Raw genomic sequence first — 23900 nt, 5'->3', positions numbered from 1 at the left:
CTCGGCACTTTACCCACAACCATTCCCCCAACGTGTGAGTGCACAATATGATTGATTCCCGCCTTCCGCTGACCGACATTCATCGCCACCTTGATGGCAATATCCGTGCGCAAACTATTTTAGACTTGGGTCGCCAGTTTAATTTATCTTTACCTGCCAATGAGTTAGAAGCTCTACGCCCGCATGTGCAAATCACGAAAACGGAACCCGATTTAGTCAGTTTTCTGCAAAAACTGGATTGGGGCGTGGCGGTGTTGGGTTCACTGGATGCCTGTCGTCGGGTGGCGTATGAAAACGTCGAAGATGCGGCAACTGCGGGTTTGCATTATGCGGAGCTGCGTTTTTCGCCCTTCTATATGGCGATGAAACACCAGTTGCCGGTCGCCGGTGTGGTGGAGGCCGTGATTGACGGCGTCCAGTCCGGCTGTCGGGATTTTGATATTGATATTCGTCTGATTGGTATCCTCAGCCGCACTTTTGGCGAACAGGCCTGCGTACAAGAGCTGGATGCCTTGCTGACTCATCGAGATAACATCACCGCACTGGATTTGGCCGGTGATGAGCTGGGCTTCCCCGGTGGGCTGTTCCTGAGCCACTTTACTCGCGCCCGTGATGCCGGTTTGCGTATTACCGTCCATGCCGGTGAAGCCGCTGGCCCGGAAAGTATCTGGCAGGCTATCCGTGAGTTAGGGGCAGAACGTATCGGGCACGGTGTTAAAGCCGTCGCAGATATTAAGCTGATGGATTATTTGGCTGAGCACCAAATTGGTATTGAATCCTGCCTGACATCCAATATTCAAACCAGCACCGTGGCCTCTTTGGCCACTCATCCGTTAGCCATCTTCCTGCGCCACGGGGTGTTGGCATCCATCAATACTGATGACCCAGCGGTTCAGGGTATTGAGATTGCCAATGAATATCAGGTTGCTGCCCCGGCGGCTGGCCTGACCCAGTCAGAAATTCGTCAAGCACAGGAAAATGGCCTGACGATGGCCTTTATTACTGAAGCAGAAAAACAGGCGCTGCGGGATAAAGTCCGCAATTAATCAGCGGCTGGGTTCCTCTATTGTTGCGCCAAAAAGATAAAAAACGCCCGTATTTCATTGAAGTACGGGCGTTTTTATCAAGGTATGTAGTTTATATCAAGGTATATAGTTTATATCACGCAAGGTGATTATTTGCGGTCTTCAGCCACTGGCTGGAGCGCTGCGGTATTTTCGCGTGCCACACGTTTAGCATAGCGCTGTGCCAATACCGCACAAACCATCAATTGAATCTGATGGAATATCATCAGCGGCAATACCATAACCCCCACCACCGAGGCCGGAAACAGCACGTTAGCCATTGGGATCCCATTGGCCAGGCTTTTCTTCGAACCACAGAACACGATGGTAATTTCGTCTGCGGTGTTGAAACCCAGCCAGCGCGCGGCCAAGGTATTGATAACTATCACCAAGGTTAGCAATACCATTGAGCAAACCGCGATTGCCAGCAGTGACCAGCCGTCAATTTGATGCCAAATCCCCTCAACTACCGCCTCACTGAATGCCACATAAACCACCAATAGAATTGATGACCGGTCAGTGATATTGACGATCTTTTTATGGCGTTCAACCCAGTTAGCAATTAATGGACGTGATAAATGGCCGACAATAAAGGGCACCATTAATTGCATCACGATAGAACCAATCGCATGCAAAGTCTCGGTTTCTCCGCCCTGCGTTTGCATCAACATGCCTACCAAAATCGGGGATAAAAATACCCCAAGAATGCTGGAGGCCGAGGCACTGCATATTGCCGCAGCCACATTCCCCCCCGCCACCGAGGTATAGGCGATGGCAGATTGAACCGTAGCAGGCAATGCACACAGGTAGAGAAAACCCAAATACAAGGTTGGCGTTAATACGCCAGGCACCAGCACATTCATGCCCAAACCCAGCAGCGGGAATAGCGCAAAGGTGCTTAGGAACACCACCAGATGCAACTTCCAATGCCCCATCCCCGAGACAATCGCCGCACGCGAGAGTTTGGCTCCGTGCATAAAGAATAATAAGGCGATGGCCGCTGTCGTCAGGTATTCGAACCCTACTTTAACGTCCCCTTCACAGGGGAAAATAGAGGCGAGAATGACGACTAAAATCAGTACGAGTAAAAATTTATCTATTTGTAAACGGGATAACCAAGGCATGTCACTGTCTTCCTTTTGCCCTTTGCCCTGCGCCCTTGGCGCTACAGGGGTGTTAGCTGCGCTCTCGCACCCGAATCACTTACCTAAGTAAGCTCATCGGGATTTGCTCACTGGCTGCCTACCTGTAACACCAAGCTCTTGGGCAGTATATTCCCCTTGGCGCTACAGGGGTGTTAGCTGTGCTCTCGTACCCGAATCACTTACCTAAGTAAGCTCATCGGGATTTGCTCACTGGCGGCCTTTCGGTACACCAAGCTCTTGGGTATTTATTCCCCTTGGCGCTACCGGGATAACCATCAGCTGCCCGACGGCACCGGCAGCGCTTTTTTCTGTTGCGCTGAGGCGATACCCAGTTCAATTAATTCCATCACCTTAATGGCTTCGGATGCTGGCACCGGATTCTCCGCCGTTCCCAAAATAGCATCACGAATTCCCGCGTAATACGCAGGATAATTGCCCGGCAATGTCAGTAAAGGTTTTTCCGCCAGCACGCCATCATGTGACAGTGTCACGATGCCATCGCGCATATCATAACCCCAATCGGCCTGAGGTAAACGCTCACCGGCCTTTAGCCGATCCTCTTGCGGATCCAAGCCAAATTTGATGTAACTGCCTTGCAGGCCGTGAACGATATAGCGCGCCGTTTCTGCTGCCGCCAACACCGTGCTATGCAGCACGACCCGTTTATCGGCGTAGCTGAGCACCGCATGGAAATAATCCACGGACTGCGCACCGGGGCGCAACATGCCCAAATCAACATACAGGGTGTCGGGTAAGCCAAACAGTTGCAGCGCTTGATCCAACAGATGCGGGCCTAAATCGTACCAGATGCCGCCACCAGCACCGGCTTGCTCGCGCCAGCGTTGGCGGATCTCCGGGCGATAGCGGTCAAAATGAGATTCAAAATAAGCCACTTTCCCCAACGTACCTTCCGCCAACAAGGTTTTTAGTGTCAGGAAATCACTGTCCCAGCGGCGATTGTGGAACACCGACAACAGTAAACCGGCCTTATCTGCCTGCGCTTTTAGCTCGTTAGCTTGTGACAGTGTCACGGTAAAAGGCTTGTCCACCACCACGTGTTTACCGGCGGCTAGCGCTTGTTGCGCCAAAGGGAAATGGGTGTCGTTGGGGGTCGGGATAACGATAAGGTCGATGCTGGGGTCATCAAATAATGCTTGCGGATTAGCAACCACGTTCATTGATGGCCAGTCGGCATGAACTTTACTCGCATCACTGCTGGAAACACCGGCCAGTTCCAGCCCCGGCGTGCCCATAATCAGCGGCGCATGGAATGTTTTACTGGCATAGCCGTAGCCCAATAAACCTACTTTTATGTTGTCAGCCATTATTGCTTTCCTCTTGCTCGGCGTTAGCGCGATGATAGCCAATTCATTGGCGTCGCCGGTGGGAGCTAACCCCCTGTGGCGTCAAAGGCGAAGGGTATTGATTTGACACCATGATGATTCACGCCACAAGAGGTAATTTTGCATATGAAGGCTGGCGGAATTAAATCCGCACTATTGCCTCAGAATTTCCGTGCCATTCTGGTTGGCGCAGACTGCGTTGTGGATAGTTGGTTTCGATGCTGCGCCGCCTAAAATCACTGGGGCTCACCCCGACACGCTTGCGAAAAACGCGGGAGAAATAGAGTTGGTCGTCATAGCCCACCACGCGACCAATCGTGGCGATAGGCTCTTGGGTGGTTTGCAGCAATAACTTCGCGCGAATCACGCGTTGATCTTCGCGCCAGCGCAGGATATTAATGCCCACCTGCTCACGGAAAAGATGCGCCAACCGCGACGGAGACAGACACACATGCCGCGCGACTTCGTCAATGCGCAGTTCGCCGGCCAGATTACCCGTAATAAATTGGCAGGCTTCAATGACCCGTGGGTCCATGATTCGTTGCGGGCTAAGCGGGTCTTCTTCCATTGAGCGCAGCAGTAATCGCTCCAATAAATTCATGCCCAATTCTTCACCAAAGCGGCGACCCGATTTTTGCGTTTGTTCGATATTGGCAAACAACCGGTCAAATTCCAGCAATAAGTTATTGTTTGGCAAAGATAAGCGCCCTACCTCATGGGTTTTGCTGTGCCATTCCAACCAGTCGGCCCAGTAGGCCCGTGGCCTGAAATAGACCCAGCGGTGATACCAGCAGTCACTGTTAGGTGAGCGGCCATAATAGTGCGCGGCTTTGGGGGGGAATAACAGTAAGTCGCCGGGATTGCTGTAAAAAGTATTTTCACCGTCAAAAATCTTGCCCTGACCTTTAATGGTCAGATTCAGAATATAGCCTTTCATACCGCCCGGCCTGTCGATAAAAAAATCGAGTGGTCCATCTGCCAGAATCGGGGTTAATCCTGCGACCAGATAGGCATTAAAGGTGTAGCCTGGTAACAAGGGATTGGGTTGCGGTTCCTGAACCATTCGATGGTACATTTAGCCTCCTTGGAGTCCTTTGCGATGATGTATGCAAACGCTGCTGCTTATTTCAGTTTATCGGGCAGAAATTACGCTGCCCGATACAGATAACAGAACTGTGAACCAGAATGGCTTTTTATGGACTTTTCTGTCGTTAGCGCGTTTATACCGTCCGTTTGGCCAGCTGTTTGTAACGGTCAAAGATAACCGCCGCCAGCAGGATCAAACCCCGTACCACATATTGCGAGAACGGCGAAATGTTCAACAAGTTCATGGCATTTTCCACGGTACCCAGAATCAAGATCCCCGCAATGACATAGGAAATCTTACCAATCCCGCCTTTGAGTGACACCCCACCCAGCACACAAGCCGAGATAACAATCAGCTCATAACCAATTGAGGTCATTGGCTGACCACTGGTCATCCGCGATGCCAGAATAATCCCTGCCGCCGCCGACACCAGACCGGATAACACAAAGATAATAATCTTGGTGCGCACCACCGGAACCCCTGCCAGGCGGGCAGCATCTTCATTGCCGCCAATAGCCAGAGTGTTACGGCCAAAAGTGGTTTTATTCAACAGGAAACCGAACAAGGCCAGGCAGGCAATAGTTATCCAGATTGGGGCCGGTAAGCCAAGCCAGTTGGTATAACCCAGGGCAAAGAAACGTTCATCTTCGATACCCACAGCTTTACCGTCAGAGATGATATAAGCCAGACCACGGACAATCTGCATGGTGGCCAATGTGGTTATCAAGGCATTGATTTTTAGCCGGGCAATAACAAAGCCATTAATTAACCCGCACAAGGCCCCCAGTAACAAACCGGCGGCAACCCCCAGCCACAAGCTTTCGGTCATATTGATAACCACGGCAGTGGTTACCCCCGCACAAGCAATGACCGAAGCTACAGACAGGTCAAAATCACCGGATGCCAGGCAAAACAGCATGCCGCACGCCACCATCCCCGACATCGAGATAGCCAGCCCTAGCCCTTTCATATTGATAAAGGAGCCAAAATTAGGCACAAATATTATGCAGCCAATAAACACCACCGCGAATACCACCAGCATCCCGTAGCTGTCCCAAATACGGGATAGCCCGAAACCGCCTTTCGCCGGTGCCTCCTGCGGGGGCTGTGACTGGGGGGCTGCTGGGGTTTTCTTATCAGAATTCAAAGTCACACTGGACATAATCTTATCTCCTCACCATCAGGCGACCGCAGGCGCGGCATCAGTAGCTATATTTGGGGTTCGTAGCATCGCCAAACTCAGCGCCTGCTGTTCCGTGGCATTACCGTGCTCTAACTCACCGGAAATTTCGCCCTCGCGCATCACCACTATTCTGTCCGCCAGCCCGAGCACTTCCGGTAAATCACTGGAGGCAAACAGCACGGCAATGCCTTGTTTTGCCAGGGAATAAATCACGTTATAGATTTCATGCTTGGCCCCGACGTCAATACCGCGTGTCGGTTCATCCAGCAAAATCACTTTCATATCTTCGGATAGCCAGCGGCCCAAAATGGCCTTTTGCTGGTTACCGCCAGATAGATTCATAATCAACTGTTGGGGGCCAGGGGTTTTTATATTCAGAGATTGAATTCGCAGTGCCGCGTTCTCGCGCTCCCAGCGATGATTAATCAGACAGCCCGCGGTCAATGTTTTGCGCCGGGCGCTGATATTGATATTGTCCTGCACCGAATGCACCGGAATGATGCCATCAGCTTTGCGATCTTCCGGACACAACATGATCCCGGCGGTAATGGCATCAATCGGTGAGCGGATTGTCAGCGCTTTGCCATCCAGTAAAATCTGCCCGCTGGTCAGTTTGGTGCCACCAAATATCCCTTTGAGTAATTCACTGCGCCCAGCCCCGACCAAACCAAATAAGCCAACAATTTCGCCTTGATGGACGGTCAGACTAATGGGAGATTTCACCCCAATGGCTTTTGCGTCTTGCAGGGTGAGCCGCTCAGGGCCGATTTCACGGGGTTGATAGCCGTAAATATCCCCCAGATCGCGCCCCACCATTGCTTGTACCAGTGAATCATTATTGACCTGCGCCATATCATCAAAGGTGCGCACATAGCGGCCATCTTTGAACACCGTAATGGCGTCACTCAGTGCAAAGATTTCTTCCATGCGGTGCGAGACATACAGGATAACCCGCCCTTCAGCGCGCAATTCGCGGATCACCCGAAACAGTTGTTCAATTTCTCTGGCAGAGAGCGAGCTGGTTGGCTCATCAAAGGCAATAATTTTGGCATTGCGGGCCAGCGCTTTGGCAATTTCCACCATCTGCCATTGGCCGATGGAGAGATATTTCAGTGGCGTCTCGGGATCAATATCCAGCCCCAAATGAGCAAGCTGCAAACTGGCTTCGTAGCGCAGTAATTTACGGTTAACCATGCCCATCTTGGCAGGCAATTGGCCCAAATAGATATTTTCTGCCACTGTCATTTCTGGAACCAAATGCAGTTCCTGATAAATAATGGCGACCCCCGCGTCGAGCGCTTCGGTGGTATTGGTGAAATTAACCGGCTGACCTTTAATGTGGATCTCGCCCTTGGTCGGCGAATAGTTACCACTGAGAATTTTTAGCAGCGTTGATTTCCCCGCGCCATTCTCCCCCATCAGGGCATGGATTTGCCCGGCCTGACAGGTAAAACTGATATCATCCAGCGCTTGAACACCGGGAAAACTTTTTCCGATGCCACAAAAAGCCAGATAAGGTGACTGCTCGGCTTCCAGCTCGGCTTGTAACGCAGAATGCAGTGCTGACATGATGGCTCCCTTATAAAGTTGGGTGGCACTGTGTAGTTAACTGTGTGGTTAATTGGGGCCAGCCTCAGCCAGCCCCCAGTGCGCCAATGGCTTTCGCTTGTGCGAAATTACATCAAGCCTTTTTTCTCTAACTCAGTTTTAAAGTTATCGCGGGTGATAAGTACCACATCCGTGACTTCAGTAAACTTAGCCGGTTCAACATCTTTGGTGACCCAGTCATGCAACATCTGAATACTTTTGTAGCCATGAATATCTGGGCTTGGTAACAGAGAACCATAGAAGCCGGTGGCCTGGCCTTTGGACAGTTCGCTCACCGCATCCACGCCGTTAATACCAATACCAATCACATTCGGTGCTTTAAAGCCCTGACCTTCGGTCGCGCGCACGCCACCCAACACGGTGTTGTCATTCATCCCGACAATCAGCCAGTTTTTCACTTCTGGGTGTTGCACTAACATGGAGTTAGCCGCATCAAATGCCCCAGGGATATCGTTAGATTTTGTAGGGACTTTATAGATTTGTTTCTCTGGGAAGCCCGCAGCTTTCAGCGCGTCCATCGAACCGCTGGTGCGGCGGCGAGCGGTATCCAGCTCATCTGATGTAATCGCCATCACTGCGGTTTCGCCCGGCTGCCAGCCGCGATTATTCATTTCTTTCCACAGCTCTTGCCCTTGGCGCTCACCAATTTTGGTCGCGGCCATCATCACCAATGGCACGCTTTCCATCGGTTTGCCTTTGGCATTGACGAATTGGTCATCAACAGCAATCACTTTGAGGTTATAACTGCGCGCCTTAGCTTCGATGGCCGGCCCCAGTTTTGGATCTGGCGTACAAATAACAAAACCTTTCGCGCCACTGGCCGCCAGGCTATCAATCGCGTTCAGTGTTTTTTCACCGTCAGGTACGGCGATTTTTATCACTTCGAAACCTAAATCTTTCCCTGCTTTATCGGCGAACTTCCATTCGGTCTGGAACCAGGGCTCTTCAGGCTGCTTGACCAAAAAACCCAGTTTCATGCTTTCAGCAATAGCTGAATGTGACATAACTGCCGCTAACCCAACCACTGCCAGCGCCTTAGTTAATTTATGCATAGTGTTCTCCGGACTGTTTTTGTAGGAAGAGAGTTTTTTTGTTTATTTAATCGTCACCCACCCTAATCAACCGATTTTCAGTGGAAACGTTATCAGTGTTATTTTTTAGCTGTAGTGCAGTTATAGGCTTTATTGAAAGCCACCTAACCTGACCACACCCAGTAAGACGATGACAGTTTTAACGTTAATTACGCATCAGAATGTAGAGCGCTATCACATCCAAGGATTACAGTTTGATAATCCATATATTCAGCGAATTTAACCTCGCTGCAACTTTTGACTGGCATCACAAAATCGCTGTAGGAAGCAGAAAAGTGCATACTTCCAGCTATTGGCTCCTCACGACTTGCCGTCACTCACTCCTATGGTTATTGCCAATGAATTCTTGTTTTCTGCAATCCTTAGGAGCAACCCCATGACAGGCGACGTTAGACCAGTATCGAAAAATAGCGCTATCGCGCTCGGGTTGGATTTTGGCAGTGATTCTGTCCGGGTATTGGCGGTGGATTGCCAAGATGGCCGCGAGATAGATACCGAAGTGGTCTATTACCCTCGCTGGCAGAAAGGGCTATACAGTCAGGCAGCACACAACCAGTTTCGCCATCATCCCCTCGACTATATAGAAGCGATGGAGCAAGCCATTCGTCAGGTGGTTAGCCGCCTGTCGGAAACGCAACGTCAACATATTGTTGGTATTGGGGTAGATACCACCGGCTCCACACCGGCCCCTATTGATGAACAAGGCCAGATACTGGCGCTGCGCCCTGATTTTGCTGATAACCCTAATGCCATGTTCGTGTTGTGGAAAGATCACACCGCCATTGAAGAAGCAGAAGAAATCAACCGCTTATGTCGCAGTGGCGAGTTTGCCGATTATTCGCGTTATATCGGCGGGGTTTACTCTTCTGAGTGGTTTTGGGCCAAAATTTTGCATGTTAGTCGCGCAGATAAAGCGGTGCGTGATACTGCGGTGTCATGGATTGAGCTGTGTGATTGGATCCCGGCGTTACTTTCTGGCACCACCGCCCCGCAGGATATTCAACGAGGCCGATGCAGCGCAGGGCATAAAAGTTTGTGGCACCCTTCTTGGGGTGGATTGCCGCCACGCGAATTCCTGGCGGCACTGGATAACTGTCTGGTCGACAAGCTTGATTACCCGCTGTTTACTGACACCTATACCGCCGAACGTCCGGTGGGGTTAATTACCGCTGCATGGGCGGAGCGCCTGGGGTTACCGGCAACTGTGGTGATTTCCGGCGGGGCTTTCGATTGCCATATGGGCGCTGTCGGTGCCGGTGCGCAACCTTATACTTTGGTCAAAGTTATCGGCACCTCGACCTGCGATATTTTAATCGCCGATGAAAAGTTAGTCGGTGAGCGGGCCATTGCCGGGATTTGTGGGCAAGTCGAGGGCAGTGTCGTGCCGGGCTGGATTGGTATGGAAGCCGGCCAATCGGCATTTGGCGATATGTACGCCTGGTTTAGCCGTTTATTGAGTTGGCCATTGCAGCAGGCCGCATTGGCACAGCCCGAATTACAGCCTCAGCTACAACAGATTGAATCCACCCTGCTGGCGTCACTCACCACCGAATGGGCCAAAAATCCCTCTCTTGACCATCTGCCGGTGGTATTGGATTGGTTTAATGGCCGCCGTACCCCAAATGCCAATCAGCGCCTCAAGGGGGTGATTGCCGACCTGAATCTGGGAACCGATGCCCCGACGCTGTTTGGTGGCTTTATTGCCGCCACGGCATTTGGTGCTCGCGCCATTATGGAATGCTTTGAACAGCAAGATATTCCGGTCGAGAACGTGCTGGCATTAGGCGGGATTGCGCGGAAATCACCAGTTATCATGCAGGTTTGTGCCGATGTCATGAATCGGCCACTACAGATAGTCGCCTCTGATCAATGTTGTGCGCTGGGGGCCGCCATTTTTGGCGCGGTTGCTGCAGGCGTGTTTGCTGATGTTCCTGCTGCACAAAGCCAAATGGCGTGTAAGATTGAGCGCACCCTGACACCAAACGCCGAACAAGTTGCACGTTATCAACAACTTTATCAACGCTATCAGCAGTGGTGTTTATCCGCTGAACCACACTACGCACCGGCAATTGAAGCTAAGCACTGATTTAATACCGAACACTCACTTATTTAACGGAGTCTCAGATGGACATATTCAAACAGTCAGAAGTGTGGTTTGTGATTGGCAGTCAGAACCTGTATGGCCCTAAAACCCTGCAACAAGTTATGGATAATGCCCATCAGGTGGTCAACAGCTTAAACACCGAAGCCGGTTTACCGGTAAAACTGGTGTTGAAACCACTGGTTACCACGCCAGATGAAATCACCGCCCTGTGCCGCGAAGCAAACTACGCGACAGACTGTATTGGCATAATGACCTGGCTGCATACTTTCTCGCCGGCCAAAATGTGGATTGGTGGCTTGAGTATCCTGAATAAACCGCTGCTGCAATTCCATACTCAGTTTAATGCCCAAATCCCGTGGGATACCATGGATATGGACTTTATGAACTTAAACCAAACCGCCCACGGTGGCCGCGAGTTTGGTTTTATCGGCGCACGTATGCGCCAGCAACACAGCGTGATAACCGGTCATTGGCAGGATAAAGTCGCCCATCAGCGCATTGGCCAGTGGATGCGCGTCGCCGCAGCCAAACAAGAAAGCCAGCAACTGAAAGTGGCGCGCTTTGGCGATAATATGCGCGAAGTAGCCGTAACAGAAGGCGATAAAGTCGCCGCGCAAATTCAGTTTGGTTACTCGGTAAATGCTTACGGGATCGGCGATTTGGTGCAGGTCGTGGATGCCGTCAGTCAAGCGGATATTGATACTCTGGTTGAAGAGTATGAAGCCAGCTACCGCTTGACGGATGCGGTGAAACTCAATGGGAATAAACGTGAAAACTTGCTCGATGCCGCGCGCATTGAGTTAGGCATGAAGCGCTTCCTCGAACAAGGCGGTTTTAAAGCCTTTACCACTAACTTTGAAAACCTGTACGGCCTGAAGCAATTACCGGGTCTGGCGGTGCAGCGCCTGATGCAACAAGGCTATGGTTTCGGTGGTGAAGGTGATTGGAAGACCGCGGCACTGCTGCGCATTATGAAAGTGATGGGCACCGGCCTGAAAGGCGGCACGTCCTTTATGGAGGATTACACCTATAACTTCCAGCCGGGCAATGATCTGGTGGTGGGTTCCCATATGTTGGAAGTCTGCCCGTCGATTGCTAAAGAAGAGAAACCACTGCTGGATGTGCAACATTTGGGGATTGGGGGCAAGGCCGATCCCGCGCGGTTAATTTTCTCAACCCCCGCAGGCCCGGCACTGAATGCCAGCCTGATTGATATGGGTAACCGCTTCCGCTTATTGGTCAATGTGGTTGATACCGTCGAACAGCCGCACCCACTGCCTAAATTACCGGTGGCCCGCGCCATCTGGCAAGCCCAGCCCTCACTGGCAACCGCAGCCGAAGCCTGGATAGTCGCCGGTGGCGCACACCATACCGTGTTCTCACAAGCTATTGGGGTTGATGAGTTGCGTTTGTATGCTGAAATGCACGGCATCGAATTCTTGCTTATTGATAACGACACCACCTTACCGTCATTTAAAAATGAAATCCGGTGGAATGAAGTTTATTACCATCTAAAACATTAAGTTGAAGTTATCCCCTTCAGTCTTCTGCACCGGTTGATTGAAGGGGAATATACCAAAGGGGCGGCCCCGCCCCTGCAAATATTTAACATAATGGGTTTGCTATCCCGCGATTAAACATGCTGTTCACGCCGTTTGTAACCGCCATAATTTTGCATACGCCCCCGCCTGTGCCAACAACGCCTGATGGCTCCCTTGCTCTACCACCTGACCTTCTTTTAAAACTAAAATCCGATGACATAACCGCAAGGTATTTAGCCGATGCGCAATACAAATCACCGTGCGCCCGCGAATAATTTCCGGTAACTGGCGCATAATGGCGGCCTCAGATTCATAATCCAGGGCACTGGTGGCCTCATCAAGAATCAATATTTTAGGATTGGCCATTAATGCTCTGGCCAATGCCACCCGCTGGCGCTGGCCGCCAGATAACATCCCGCCCCGTTCACCCACTGGCGTCTGATAGCCCTGCGGCAATGACACAATAAAATCGTGTGCCCCCGCCAGGCGCGCAATCTGCTCAACGTGGTTATCATCCGCACTGGGTCGGCACTGACAAATGTTGTCCCTTATGCTGCCGGAGAACAGCACACTTTCTTGCAACACCACACTCATCTGGCAGCGCAAACTGGTGGCATCAGTAATGGCTAAATCCTGCCCATCCACCAAAATCTGCCCATGTTGCGGGGTATATAACCGCTGCAACAGCTTGGTCAACGTGGATTTCCCGCATCCTGATGGCCCGGTAATGCCAATAAACTCGCCACCGGCAATATCCAGATTAAGGTTTTGGATAACTTCAGCGGTATCGGGCTGATAACGAAAACGCACCTGTTTAAATGCCAGACTGCCTGCCATTGTATGGTTGGATAATAACCCCACACTGCCGGGTTCAGCCGGGCTGTCCATAATGGTGCCAATGCGCTTGAGGGCCACTTGGGTATGCTGGAAATCCTGCCAGATTTGCGCCAACCGTAAGATAGGCTGAGTGACATATCCGGCGAATAACGTAAAGGCAATAAATTGCCCAGGGCTGAGTTCCCCGGCCAAAACCAAGGTGACGCCACGCCACAATAAAATGGCTGAAGTCACTTTATGGATCAGGGAAACCCCTTGCTCCGCAATATTGGATGCCCGCGAGCAAGCAAATGACGCCCGCACATACCCCGCCAGAGACGCGCGCCAACTGCGATTAAACAACGCCTCCGTGGCGGAGGTTTTGATGGTTTCTAACCCGCTGATGGCTTCGGTCAGAAATGCGGTGTTATGCGCGCTGGCTTCATACTGGCGTTCCACCCGCTTACGTAACATCCCGCTGACGGCCCACCAAAACAGCAAATAACACAGCAAAGAGCCGATAACCATCCATGTCAGTATGGTGCTGTAGCAAAACATTACCGCGATAAAGGTGCTGACGAAGAGTAAATCCAACAGCATGGTCAAAGCAGAACCAGTCAGGAAGCTGCGAATTTGCTCCATTTCACGGACTTTGGCGATAGTTTGCCCCGTTGGTTGCGCGGTAAAATACCCCAGCGGCAGCCCCAATAAATGGCGATAAAGCCCGGTATTCAGCTCCGCCCCCACTCGGCTGGATAAATGTGAGAACAGCCAACCGCGCAAAAAGGTATAACCGGGCTCTGCCACCGCCAAAGCAATCATTGCCGTGCCCAGCACCATTAAACTGCCCACGCCACGGCTGACCAGCACTTTGTCGATCACCGTTTCAAACAGCATCGGCGTCACCAGCAAAATGCCCTGCAATAACAGTGAAACCAAAATAATATTGCGCAACTGATGGCGATACTTGGTTATCACTGGAATAAACCAGCCAAAACCAAAGGCGGTGTTCTGTTGTGCCGTTGGCTCCGCCTTGGCGAGTAAGATGGCCTCGCCACGCCATAAACGCGCCAATTCCTGCGAGCTTATTTGCTGTTGCTGGCCTTCAGTCGCCACATGGATGATGGCCCCCTGCTCATTGAGCGCCAGTAGCACATACCACTCGCTGCCATTGCTGAACAAGATGGGTAATGTCAGATGAGCCAACCGCGCAAAGGGCTGGCTGACGACTCTGGCCCGCAAGCCAATCCACCCCGCAGCGCGGCACAATGCCATGTTGTCTATTTTTTCCGGGGCAACACCTAATTGATGGGCCAGCACTGCGACTTCGACGGCAAGATCAAAACAGCCAGCCGCACGCGCCAATGCGGCTAATGCAGGAATAACTTGAGTTGGGTTTGAGGTAGAGGTTGTCATATCAACGCTCCCGCATCGCTTCAGATTGATACTGCTGCAATGGGCTGAGCAGGTAATCAATCACCCGCCGCCGGCCAGTTTTAATTTCGACACTCACCGCCATGCCCGCAGACAAACGCACCGGTTTGCCCTCCACCAGCAGGGTATCGCTGTTAAGCTGAATGCGGGCCGGGAACACCAACCCTTGCTGTTGGTCTTCCATTGCATCCTGAGAAATGTGTTTTACCGTGCCGGACAGGGTGCCAAAGCGGGTATAAGGGAAACTGTCGACTTTGACCTCTACCCCTTGCCCCGGCCGCACAAAACCCACGTCTTTATTTTGGATCATGACATCCAGTGCCAAGGGGGCGTTTTCCGGCACTAAGACCATCAGCGGTTGGGCGGTGGTGACCACGCCGCCAAGCGTATGTATCGCTAGCTGTTGAATCACGCCGCTGACCGGAGCACGCAACCGTTGCTGGCGCTGTTTTTCCTTCAATTTAATCAGCTCTTGTCGCAATTGATTGATAACTTCCTGATTTTTATTTAATTGTTCCTGATAGGCTCTTTTCTTTTCCGCCACATAGTGCCAGCGAGTTTGTGTCAGATGACGCGCCTTAGCCTGTAAAATGGCGGATTCATTCTGAAAACGGCTGGCTTCCGCCGTCGCATTCAGCCATTCCCGCTCTTGTACCAATAGCTCCACCTGCGCAATGGATTTCGATTTGGCCAGCGTCTGTAATGCCCGCAGCCGCTGATGAATGTTTTTCATTAAGATTTTCTGGTTGGCAATATTGACCAACGCGGACTGCAATTGAGCCTGGTTAACCGCCAACTCACTCTCCTGGCGCGCCAGCTCGGCATTGTGGCCATTAAACTCTTTTATCAACAGGGATTTAGCGGAGTTAACCATCTCATCAGGGCTGCCAGCGGGCACCCTAAAATTCTCCAGCGGCGTATCCGTCAGTAATGCAGTCATGCGCGCCGCCTCTAGCCTGCGATGCATAGCTTGTTGCTTTATATTGTCTATTTCAGCATCAATCCCGATAGGATTGAGCTCGATTAACAGCTGATTGGCCGTGACACGGTCACCGTCGCGCACATGAATTGCGGTCACCATCCCCGGCTCTAAGGGTTGGATAACTTTCGAATGCTCCGAGACAATCACCTTGCCATTGGCAGAGGCATGAATATCTAGCCTTCCTACAATTGACCAAACCAATACCATCACTAATGTTAATGCCAAAAACCAGGCGGTACGCCTTGCCAGCGGGGCCACCGGGCGCTCGACAATATCAAGATAGGCGGGCAGAAAATCATATTCATCGCGAGTTTTTCCCGCCGCCGCATAGCGCCGCCAGCTATTTTTCACGGCGTTGACCCACGGCCATGTAGCCACATAATCCATTAATTTCATCTTGATTCCCCGTAGCTAAAATCAGCCTGTTGTCGCCACAGCTGGGCATAAATTCCGTTTTGTGCCAACAACTGCTCATGGCTGGCAAGCTCGGTGACCTGCCCTTGCGTGATGACCGCAATGCGGTGGCAATGCCGCACAGTTGAAAGACGGTGGGCAATAGTCATCACGGTGCGATTGGCAATAATGCGCGCCATATTCTTCTGCACTTCAGCTTGTGATTCATCATCTAAGGCGCTGGTCGCCTCATCAAAAATCAATACCCGGGGATTAGCCAGCAATGTGCGGGCAATAGCGATACGTTGGCGTTGCCCGCCGGAAAGAGAGGCACCGCCCTCTGACAGCACGGTGTCATACCCCAACGGCAGCGCGAGAATAAAGGCGTGAGCGCCCGCCAGCACCGCGGCATCAACCACCTCACTGAGAGACGCAGTGGGCCGGGTATAAGCAATATTTTCTCGCACCGTGCGGTTAAACAGATGATTTTCTTGCATCACCACCCCAACTTGCCGCCGCAAACCTTTAGGGGAGAAATGACTAATGGGGCAAGCATCAATACTGATAATGCCCTGTTCGGCGATATACAGGCGCTGCAATAACCGCGCTACGGTGCTTTTGCCAGAACCTGACGGCCCCACCAAGCCGATGTGCTCCCCTGCACGCAGTGATAATGAGAAATCGCGCAGCACCGGCTCAAGGTCAGGACGATAGCGAAAAATGACATTTTTCAACACGATATCACCGCGAATAGGGCTATCCATTGGCGCAGTGGTGGCCGCCTGTTCCATCGGCAAGCTCAAAATGTCGGCAATCAGTGTCAGCCCGACCTGCGCCCGCACACTCTGTTGCCATAAATCCACCAGCTTACTCATCGGCATTAATGCCTGTGTTGCCAACATGTTAAAGGCAATCAGTTGCCCGATGCTGAGCTGTACCGACATCACTTGATACGCCCCAATGACAATCACCAGCGCACCGGCCAGTTTTTGTAGCAACTGGGCACTTTGGCTGCTGAAATTTTGCAGATTTTGCACCCGAAAATTTGCCTGGGCGTAATCGCGCGTTTGTATCTCCCAGCGCTGCTGCATCTGCGGTTCCAGTGCCAGGCTTTTTACTGTTTCAACACCCGAGAGGGTTTCGGTAAGAAATGCGCCATTTTGCGCCGCGCAACCACACAACCGGCTGACTTTTTTTTGCAGTGGCCGAGTGCTCAGTGCGGCTAATAACAGATAAAGCGGTAAACTGCCCAACACAATCAAGGTTAGCAGTGGCGATATGCACCACATCACAATAAATAAAATCAGGGTAAAGACCACATCGACACATAATGTCAGGGCCGAGCCGGTAATAAAATCACGGATATTATCTAATTCCCGCACTCTGGCGACAATATTGCCGACATGCCGTTGCTTAAAATAACTTAGTGGCAATTTAATTAAATGGTTAAATAACTTCCCACCCAAGAGAATATCCACCCTGGTGGTGGTGTGCGTAAAAATATATTCACGCAAGAATTTCAACACCACCTCGTATATTCCCGTCACTAATAATACGAGAATTAATACATCAAGCGTGGTCATTGCATTATGAACTAATACTTTATCCATAATCACTTGAAAGAACAGCGGCGATATCAGGGCCAAAAACTGTAGCATTAAGGACAATATCAGCACCTGAGTCAGTGATTTTCGGTGACGGAGTAACACCGGAATAAACCAGCGAATATCAAAGCGCGAATGGCGACAGACGAAAACCACTCCGCTCCATAAGGCGCTTAGCTCCTGATGGCTGACTATCTTGGGTTGCTGGCTGTCGGCGTACTGCAGCAAAGCCTGTTCATCATTTAATCGGGCCAATAAGATAAAGCGCCCTTGCATATCCCGAAATGCCAGCGGCAGTTGTTCCGCTTTAATTTTATTTAATTGCTGTTTTCTGACGGTAAACCGCGTGGGTGTGGAACGTGATAATTGGGATAAATGCTGTTGTAATAACCTGAAGGTGACCATTGTCGACATATCAATGGGGGTATTCTGCCTAAAGACTTTTACCGGCTCAGCACTAAAACCCGCTAAACTAAGTAATCGGGCAGCACAAACCAAAGAGGAATGAACGTGGTTTTCCATAAATTATATTGCCTATTATTTCATCGTGAAAAACAGATATTTTTCATGTAATCAAGATATAACTTGGGAATTGTACCGCGCCTTTTCTACACCGCCTTTATAAAGTAAGGTTTTATAATGTATTCCATCTCAAAATATCTTTTAATTCGATTTTAAGAATTCAATTGATAATAAAAACACACAAAATAAAATCACCGCGGATATAAACTCAGGCGACTGACAATGTGGATGAAAGTAAAAGTGGATGAGAGTAGAAATGTGCCGCAGGAAGGCGGCCGCGAAAGTGGCTGGAGCGCCGATAGCGACAGTCGCCCCGCCAGACTCGGCATTGAAAATGTCAGCTTGTTCTCAAGCTCAGCAAGATAAATTGCGCCGGCTTGCTGTTTAGCACTGCTGCTGACTGCACATTTATTGATTTGCATTGCCCCAGACTTAACAGTTTGTGTGATAATTTCGCCGTGTTTTATATTCATCGTGATTAACTGTCACCGTTTTATCACTGAAACACCCACCCGATGGCAGCCAACACCGCTGCATCTTGAAAAATGACGGGTATAAGAGGAACTTTCCCAGCATGACAGCCCTAATTTCCCCCACTGCCGATGAACTCGCCCGCCAAACCACTGTGAATCATGATGCCAGCTTGCAACCCATTCAGCATATTGCGCAACAATTAGGTCTGACGGCAGATGAGTTAATCCCCTATGGCCACCATATGGCGAAAGTCGATATCCGCGCATTACGCCCCGGTCATGCCACAGGTAAGCTGATTTTGGTTTCCAGCATTACACCGACCCCCTTGGGAGAAGGTAAAACCGTCACCACCATTGGGCTGAGTCAGGGGATAAATCAATTAGGTTATCGCGGGGTTGCCTGTATTCGCCAACCTAGCCTTGGCCCGGTTTTTGGTGTCAAAGGGGGAGCCGCAGGGGGCGGCGCGGCGCAAGTGTTGCCGATGGAAAAACTAAATCTGCATCTCACCGGCGATATTCATGCCATTAGTGCGGCCCATAATCTGGCCGCTGCCGCGCTGGATGCCCGCCTCTATCATGAACAACGGCTGGGGCCGGCATTTAGTCAACACACCGGCCTGCCACTGTTAGATATTGATATCCAAAAGATTCTCTGGCCACGGGTGGTTGACCTTAACGATCGCGCCTTGCGGCATATTCACGTTGGGGTGGGTGGCGGAACCCAAGGTGTGCCGCGCGATGACCATGTGGAAATCACTGCCGCATCAGAATTGATGGCCATTTTGGCACTATCAGAAAACTTGCCAGATATGCGACAACGGATCGGCCGAATTATTTTGGCACTGTCCCTGCGTGGCGAGTCGATTACTGCCGAGGATCTCGGGGTCGCGGGTGCGATGACGGCCTTAATGAAGGACACTATCCACCCAACCTTAATGCAAACTAGCGAACACACGCCAGTGCTTATCCATGCCGGGCCATTTGCCAATATTGCCCATGGAAACTCCTCGGTACTGGCTGACCGGCTGGGGTTACAGTTAGCCGACTATGTAGTGACGGAAGCCGGCTTTGGTTCCGATATGGGCATGGAGAAATTCTTTAATATTAAGTATCGCCAATCCGGCATTGCCCCGGCCTGCATTGTGTTGGTCGCGACATTGCGCAGCCTCAAAGCCAACAGCGGGGTGTTTGATATCAAGCCGGGCCAGCCACTGCCCGCTGAGATCCTTCGCACCAATATTCCCTTACTGAGCCAAGGTTGCGCCAATCTTAAATGGCATATTCATCATGCCAAGAGTTATGGTTTGCCGGTGGTGGTGGCGGTCAATCGCTTCCCCGAAGACAGTGCCGAGGAACTGGCCTTTTTAACTGATTATGCGCTGTCTGCCGGTGCCTTTGCCTGTGAACTCAGTGAGGCTTTTGCCCACGGGGGGAGTGGCACCACCGCGCTGGCGCAGCAGGTTATCAATGCCTGTGCCGAGGCATCAGAACCCAAACTTCCTTACCCTGATAGCGCGTCACTGGAGCAGAAAATACAGTTATTGGCGAATAACTACGGGGCGCGCGAGGTCAGTTTTACCCCGCAAGCACGCCAGCAACTGGCCGCCATCACCGCCGCCGGTTTTGGTCATTTGCCCCTGTGCATGGCAAAAACCCCTTTGTCTATCAGTGCAGACCCCAGTTTGAAAAATGTGCCACAGGATTTTGTATTGCCGGTCACTGCCGCCGCAGTATCCGCCGGTGCCGGGTTTGTCCGCATTTATGCCGGGGATATTATGACCATGCCGGGGCTTGGCACCCTGCCAGCTTATTACCATATTGATATAGATGACGAAGGACGCATTTGCGGGTTAAGCTAGCCCCCATGCACAGCAGTCATGATAGATAAATAAGGTTTACTATGTCTCAAAAGCAAGAATATCAACGAATTGGTGGCTGGTTGTTGGCCCCGCTGGCGTATTTGATTGTGACATTACTCAGTGCCAGCTTGATGCTGGTGTTGTATGCCATGGCCATTTTCACACCAGAATCCAGGGAATATCTGCTGGCTAACTCTCAGGCGTTTACCCTGCAGTGGTATTTCTCGGTAATTACCACGGTATTAATGTGGATTTTTACATTGTGGGTTATTTGGCTATTTTGCAGCCGCTCATGTCGCCTGCCTAAATGGTTTATTCTGTGGCTATTGTTAACCGTATTATTAGCGCTGAAGGCGTTCGCGTTTTCACCAATCAACGATGATATTGCCTTGCGTTCTTTGGGTTGGCCGCTGTTGGCCGCCGCTGTTTTTGTTCCCTATTTCAAGCGTTCTCAGCGGGTGAAACACACTTTTACCGAAAAATAAGGTAATTGTGCGATTTTCGTCCTTTATCCAACATATTTTGAATTATAGGGCGGCGGCAGCAAAACAAACCCAAGGAGTTGAGGTAACTCAATGACTTGGGGGAGTAATGGCCGCCCGAAATGCATCATTTTGCCGAATAACAGTTATAAAATAAGGGAAAATGACAATAACCTTGTACTTCATCTGTTGTCGTTAGGCCGCCAATTTTGGATAATAGGCGGCTTTTATTTTTTTAGGCTCCGCAATGACTGAATACCTGCTCCTGTTTGTCGGTACTGTTTTGGTAAACAACTTCGTACTGGTCAAATTTCTTGGCCTGTGCCCTTTCATGGGTGTCTCCAAAAAACTGGAGACCGCCATTGGTATGGGGCTGGCAACCACTTTCGTGCTAACACTGGCTTCAGTGTGCGCGTGGATGGTCAACAGCTTTATTTTGCTGCCGCTGGGATTAGTCTATTTGCGGACGTTGTCCTTCATTTTAGTTATCGCGGTGGTGGTGCAGTTTACTGAACTGGTGGTGCGCAAAACCAGCCCGGCGCTGTACCGCTTGCTGGGGATATTTTTGCCGTTAATCACTACAAACTGTGCGGTATTAGGTGTGGCCTTGCTTAATGTCAATCAATCTCACAATTTCATGCAATCTGCGGTTTATGGCTTCAGTGCTGCCGCCGGTTTCTCGCTGGTTATGGTGTTGTTCGCGGCGATTCGGGAACGCCTTGCGGTGGCTGATGTGCCCGCGCCCTTCCGTGGCTCGTCCATTGCCCTGATTACTGCCGGATTAATGTCACTGGCCTTTATGGGCTTTACCGGATTGGTGAAGTTCTAATGATGTCGTTATGGATTGCTATAGGGGCATTAAGCACATTGGCGCTGATTTCAGGTGTCGTGCTGGGTTTTGCTGCCCGTCGTTTTCAAGTTGAACAAGACCCAATAGTTGAACAAATTGATGCGATTTTACCGCAAAGCCAATGTGGTCAATGCGGCTACCCTGGGTGTCGCCCCTATGCCGAAGCCGTCTCCGGTGGCAGTGAGAAAATAAACAAATGCGCGCCCGGTGGTGAACAGGTCATGCTGAAGCTGGCCGAGTTGCTGGCCGTCGAGCCACAACCCTTGGATGGGGATGAAACGGCTGCCCATCCTCAGCGCAAAGTCGCTTTTATCGATGAAGAAAACTGCATCGGTTGCACTAAATGTATTCAGGCCTGCCCAGTCGATGCCATTGTCGGTGCCACTCGCGCGATGCATACCGTGTTGCCCGACCTCTGCACCGGCTGTGACCTGTGCGTGTCTCCCTGCCCAACCGACTGTATTGAAATGATCCCGGTGGCGACCACCACCGCTAACTGGAAGTGGGATTTAAACACCATTCCGGTCAAAAACCTGCCGTCGCAGTTAACCGCATCGCAAATGATCCCGGTAAAAATGATAGATGTGGAGCAACATGTTTAAGCTGTTTACTGCCCGTCAACCTGACAACCTTATCTGGGACTTCGACGGTGGCATCCATCCACCGGAAATGAAGCTGCAATCAAGCCAGGTACCGATGCGTATTGCGTCTTTGCCTGCACAAATGATAATTCCATTGCAGCAACATCTGGGGCCAGAAGGTGAATTGTGCGTTACGGCAGGTGAACAGGTGTTAAAGGGGCAACCGCTGACTGTTGGCCGGGGCCGCACCCTGCCAGTTCATGCCCCAACATCCGGCACCATTAGCGCCATCGCCCCCCACACCACCGCGCATCCCTCAGGTCTGGCGGAGCTTTGTGTGCATATCACCCCTGATGGTGAAGACCGCTGGCGAGCACAACAACCTTGGGCAGATTATCTGCAACGGGATAAACTCGCCCTGCTTGACCGCATCCATCAGGCCGGGATTGCCGGTTTAGGTGGCGCGGGTTTCCCCACTGCCAGCAAACTGCAAGGCGGCTTAAGCGGCGTTACCACACTCATTATTAATGCTGCGGAATGCGAACCTTATATCACTGCCGATGACCGGCTGATGCAAGACCATGCCGAAGAAGTGGTGACCGGGATTCATATTTTAATCCACCTGGTGCAACCGCAGCAGGTGCTGATTGGCATTGAAGATAATAAACCTGAAGCCATTGCGGCGCTGCAACAAGCACTACAAGGTCAGGATAAAATACAGCTGCGGGTGGTTCCCACTAAATATCCCTCCGGTGGGGCCAAGCAGCTCACCAAGATTCTGACCGGTCAGGAAGTGCCCTTCGGTAAGCATTCATCCTCTATTGGGGTATTGATGCAAAATGTCGGGACGGTTGTCGCCATCAAGCGGGCAATTATTGATGACGAGCCATTAATTGAACGGGTTGTGACCTTAACGGGCGACGCCTTAGCAAAACCGGGAAATTTCTGGGCCAGACTCGGCACCCCCGTCAGCCATTTGTTGGCCTTGGCGGGTTTTCAGCCGCAAAGCCAACCGATGGTGATTATGGGCGGCCCATTGATGGGCTTTACTCTGCCCAGCCTTGATGTGCCCATCGTAAAAATCAGTAACTGTATTTTGGCCCCTGCAGAGGCTGAGATGGGGTTGTCTGAGGCGGAACAAGCTTGTATTCGTTGTGGTTTATGTGTCGATGCCTGCCCGGCGGGTTTATTACCGCAGCAACTTTATTGGTTTAGCCGTGGCGAAGAACATGAAAAGGCACGCAACCATAATTTGTTTGATTGCATTGAATGCGGTGCTTGCGCCTATGTTTGCCCAAGTAATATTCCTTTGGTGCAATATTATCGTCAGGAAAAAGCTGAAATTCGCGCGATCGATCTAGAAAGCACCCGAGCCGCTGAAGCAAAAGCGCGTTTTGAAGCTAAGCAAGCACGCCTACAGCGCGAAAAACTGGCGCGCGAATTACGCCACAAACAAGCGGCGGTCAAGCTAACAGAGGTGGATAAAGACACCGTGGACGCGGCAGTCAGTCGTTTGGCTCTGGAGCCAGAAAAGCGGGATTCAGTGATTCAGGTTGTGGCCGGACAAACTCCAGATAACAGTGCGGCTATTGCCGCCCGTGAAGCGCGTAAGGCACAGGCCAGAGCACGTCAGGCCGAAAAACAACCCGCCAACGCCACGGCAACAACCACAGAAATTGATCCCCGCCAGGCTGCAGTTGCCGCCGCCATTGCCCGAGTGAAAGCTAAAAAAGCCGCT

At 51.2% G+C, this 23900-nt stretch carries 18 protein-coding genes; 9 read left to right on the top strand and 9 right to left on the bottom strand.

Annotated features, from left to right (window positions below; genetic code table 11):
* Window positions 1-47: 47 nt before the first annotated feature.
* The gene (gene add / locus YROHD0001_RS04190) at window positions 48-1046 is read left to right on the top strand and encodes an adenosine deaminase (protein ID WP_004715870.1); all 999 of its coding nucleotides are present in this window, start codon (window positions 48-50) and stop codon (window positions 1044-1046) included.
* A gap of 128 nt (window positions 1047-1174) precedes the next feature.
* On the opposite strand, the gene YROHD0001_RS04195 is transcribed toward add, so the two are convergent.
* The 6 genes from YROHD0001_RS04195 to YROHD0001_RS04220 all read right to left on the bottom strand — a co-directional run bounded on the left by YROHD0001_RS04195 (window position 1175) and on the right by YROHD0001_RS04220 (window position 8482).
* Window positions 1175-2188 (bottom strand): bile acid:sodium symporter family protein, encoded by a 1014-nt coding sequence (locus YROHD0001_RS04195; RefSeq protein ID WP_004715869.1) that lies wholly within the window; start codon window positions 2186-2188, stop codon window positions 1175-1177.
* Window positions 2189-2484: 296 nt separating this feature from the next.
* Window positions 2485-3534: an oxidoreductase gene (locus YROHD0001_RS04200; protein ID WP_032817563.1), complete on the bottom strand. Its 1050-nt coding sequence runs from the start codon at window positions 3532-3534 to the stop codon at window positions 2485-2487.
* A 160-nt stretch (window positions 3535-3694) separates the two neighbouring features.
* Window positions 3695-4627, bottom strand: a complete 933-nt coding sequence (araC, locus tag YROHD0001_RS04205) for an arabinose operon transcriptional regulator AraC (RefSeq protein WP_032817561.1) — start codon at window positions 4625-4627, stop codon at window positions 3695-3697.
* 145 nt (window positions 4628-4772) lie between these two features.
* A complete protein-coding gene (gene araH, locus YROHD0001_RS04210) occupies window positions 4773-5801 on the bottom strand; it encodes an L-arabinose ABC transporter permease AraH (protein ID WP_004715865.1) in 1029 nt (342 codons plus the stop codon).
* A gap of 18 nt (window positions 5802-5819) precedes the next feature.
* The gene (gene araG / locus YROHD0001_RS04215) at window positions 5820-7391 is read right to left on the bottom strand and encodes an L-arabinose ABC transporter ATP-binding protein AraG (protein ID WP_004715864.1); all 1572 of its coding nucleotides are present in this window, start codon (window positions 7389-7391) and stop codon (window positions 5820-5822) included.
* 107 nt (window positions 7392-7498) lie between these two features.
* Window positions 7499-8482, bottom strand: a complete 984-nt coding sequence (locus YROHD0001_RS04220) for an arabinose ABC transporter substrate-binding protein (RefSeq protein ID WP_004715863.1) — start codon at window positions 8480-8482, stop codon at window positions 7499-7501.
* 415 nt (window positions 8483-8897) lie between these two features.
* On the opposite strand from YROHD0001_RS04220, the gene YROHD0001_RS04225 reads away from it, so the two are divergent.
* Entirely contained in the window at window positions 8898-10607 is a 1710-nt protein-coding gene (locus YROHD0001_RS04225; protein ID WP_032817559.1) for a ribulokinase, read from the top strand.
* Window positions 10608-10645: 38 nt separating this feature from the next.
* Window positions 10646-12148, top strand: a complete 1503-nt coding sequence (araA, locus tag YROHD0001_RS04230) for an L-arabinose isomerase (RefSeq protein WP_032817557.1) — start codon at window positions 10646-10648, stop codon at window positions 12146-12148.
* Between the two features lie 123 nt (window positions 12149-12271).
* On the opposite strand, the gene YROHD0001_RS04235 is transcribed toward araA, so the two are convergent.
* The 3 genes from YROHD0001_RS04235 to YROHD0001_RS04245 are packed head-to-tail and all read right to left on the bottom strand — an operon-like array spanning window position 12272 to window position 17917.
* Window positions 12272-14398 carry a type I secretion system permease/ATPase gene (locus YROHD0001_RS04235; protein ID WP_004715860.1) on the bottom strand — a complete coding sequence of 709 codons (2127 nt, stop codon included), beginning with the start codon at window positions 14396-14398 and terminating at the stop codon, window positions 12272-12274.
* Between the two features lies 1 nt (window position 14399).
* Complete coding sequence (locus tag YROHD0001_RS04240) at window positions 14400-15794, bottom strand: HlyD family type I secretion periplasmic adaptor subunit (RefSeq protein ID WP_032817555.1); 1395 nt, start codon at window positions 15792-15794, stop codon at window positions 14400-14402.
* A complete protein-coding gene (locus YROHD0001_RS04245; RefSeq protein WP_004715858.1) occupies window positions 15791-17917 on the bottom strand; it encodes a peptidase domain-containing ABC transporter in 2127 nt (708 codons plus the stop codon). Before YROHD0001_RS04245 ends, YROHD0001_RS04240 begins: the two co-directional genes overlap by 4 nt.
* 222 nt (window positions 17918-18139) lie before the next feature.
* Between YROHD0001_RS04245 and YROHD0001_RS20500 the strand changes: the two genes are divergently transcribed.
* The 6 genes from YROHD0001_RS20500 to rsxC form a co-directional block, all read left to right on the top strand.
* Window positions 18140-18283, top strand: a complete 144-nt coding sequence (locus YROHD0001_RS20500; protein ID WP_004715857.1) for a hypothetical protein — start codon at window positions 18140-18142, stop codon at window positions 18281-18283.
* Window positions 18284-18491: 208 nt separating this feature from the next.
* Window positions 18492-20249, top strand: a complete 1758-nt coding sequence (locus YROHD0001_RS04250; RefSeq protein ID WP_004715856.1) for a formate--tetrahydrofolate ligase — start codon at window positions 18492-18494, stop codon at window positions 20247-20249.
* A gap of 41 nt (window positions 20250-20290) precedes the next feature.
* The gene (locus YROHD0001_RS04255; RefSeq protein WP_004715855.1) at window positions 20291-20734 is read left to right on the top strand and encodes a DUF2569 domain-containing protein; all 444 of its coding nucleotides are present in this window, start codon (window positions 20291-20293) and stop codon (window positions 20732-20734) included.
* Window positions 20735-20978: 244 nt separating this feature from the next.
* On the top strand, window positions 20979-21560 hold the full coding sequence (gene rsxA, locus YROHD0001_RS0118400) for an electron transport complex subunit RsxA (protein WP_032817551.1): 582 nt from the start codon (window positions 20979-20981) through the stop codon (window positions 21558-21560).
* Complete coding sequence (rsxB, locus tag YROHD0001_RS04260) at window positions 21560-22183, top strand: electron transport complex subunit RsxB (protein WP_004715854.1); 624 nt, start codon at window positions 21560-21562, stop codon at window positions 22181-22183. The genes rsxA and rsxB overlap by 1 nt, the downstream gene beginning before the upstream one ends.
* Window positions 22176-23900 (top strand): electron transport complex subunit RsxC (gene rsxC / locus YROHD0001_RS04265; protein ID WP_032817548.1); only part of this gene is annotated, 1725 nt, incomplete at its 3' end. The genes rsxB and rsxC, both read left to right, overlap by 8 nt.

Origin of the sequence: Yersinia rohdei ATCC 43380 (assembly GCF_000173775.1) — a bacterium.
GTDB lineage: Bacteria > Pseudomonadota > Gammaproteobacteria > Enterobacterales > Enterobacteriaceae > Yersinia > Yersinia rohdei.
Note: the sequence above shows the minus strand (reverse complement) of the source record. Positions and strands in the feature narration are given on the sequence as shown.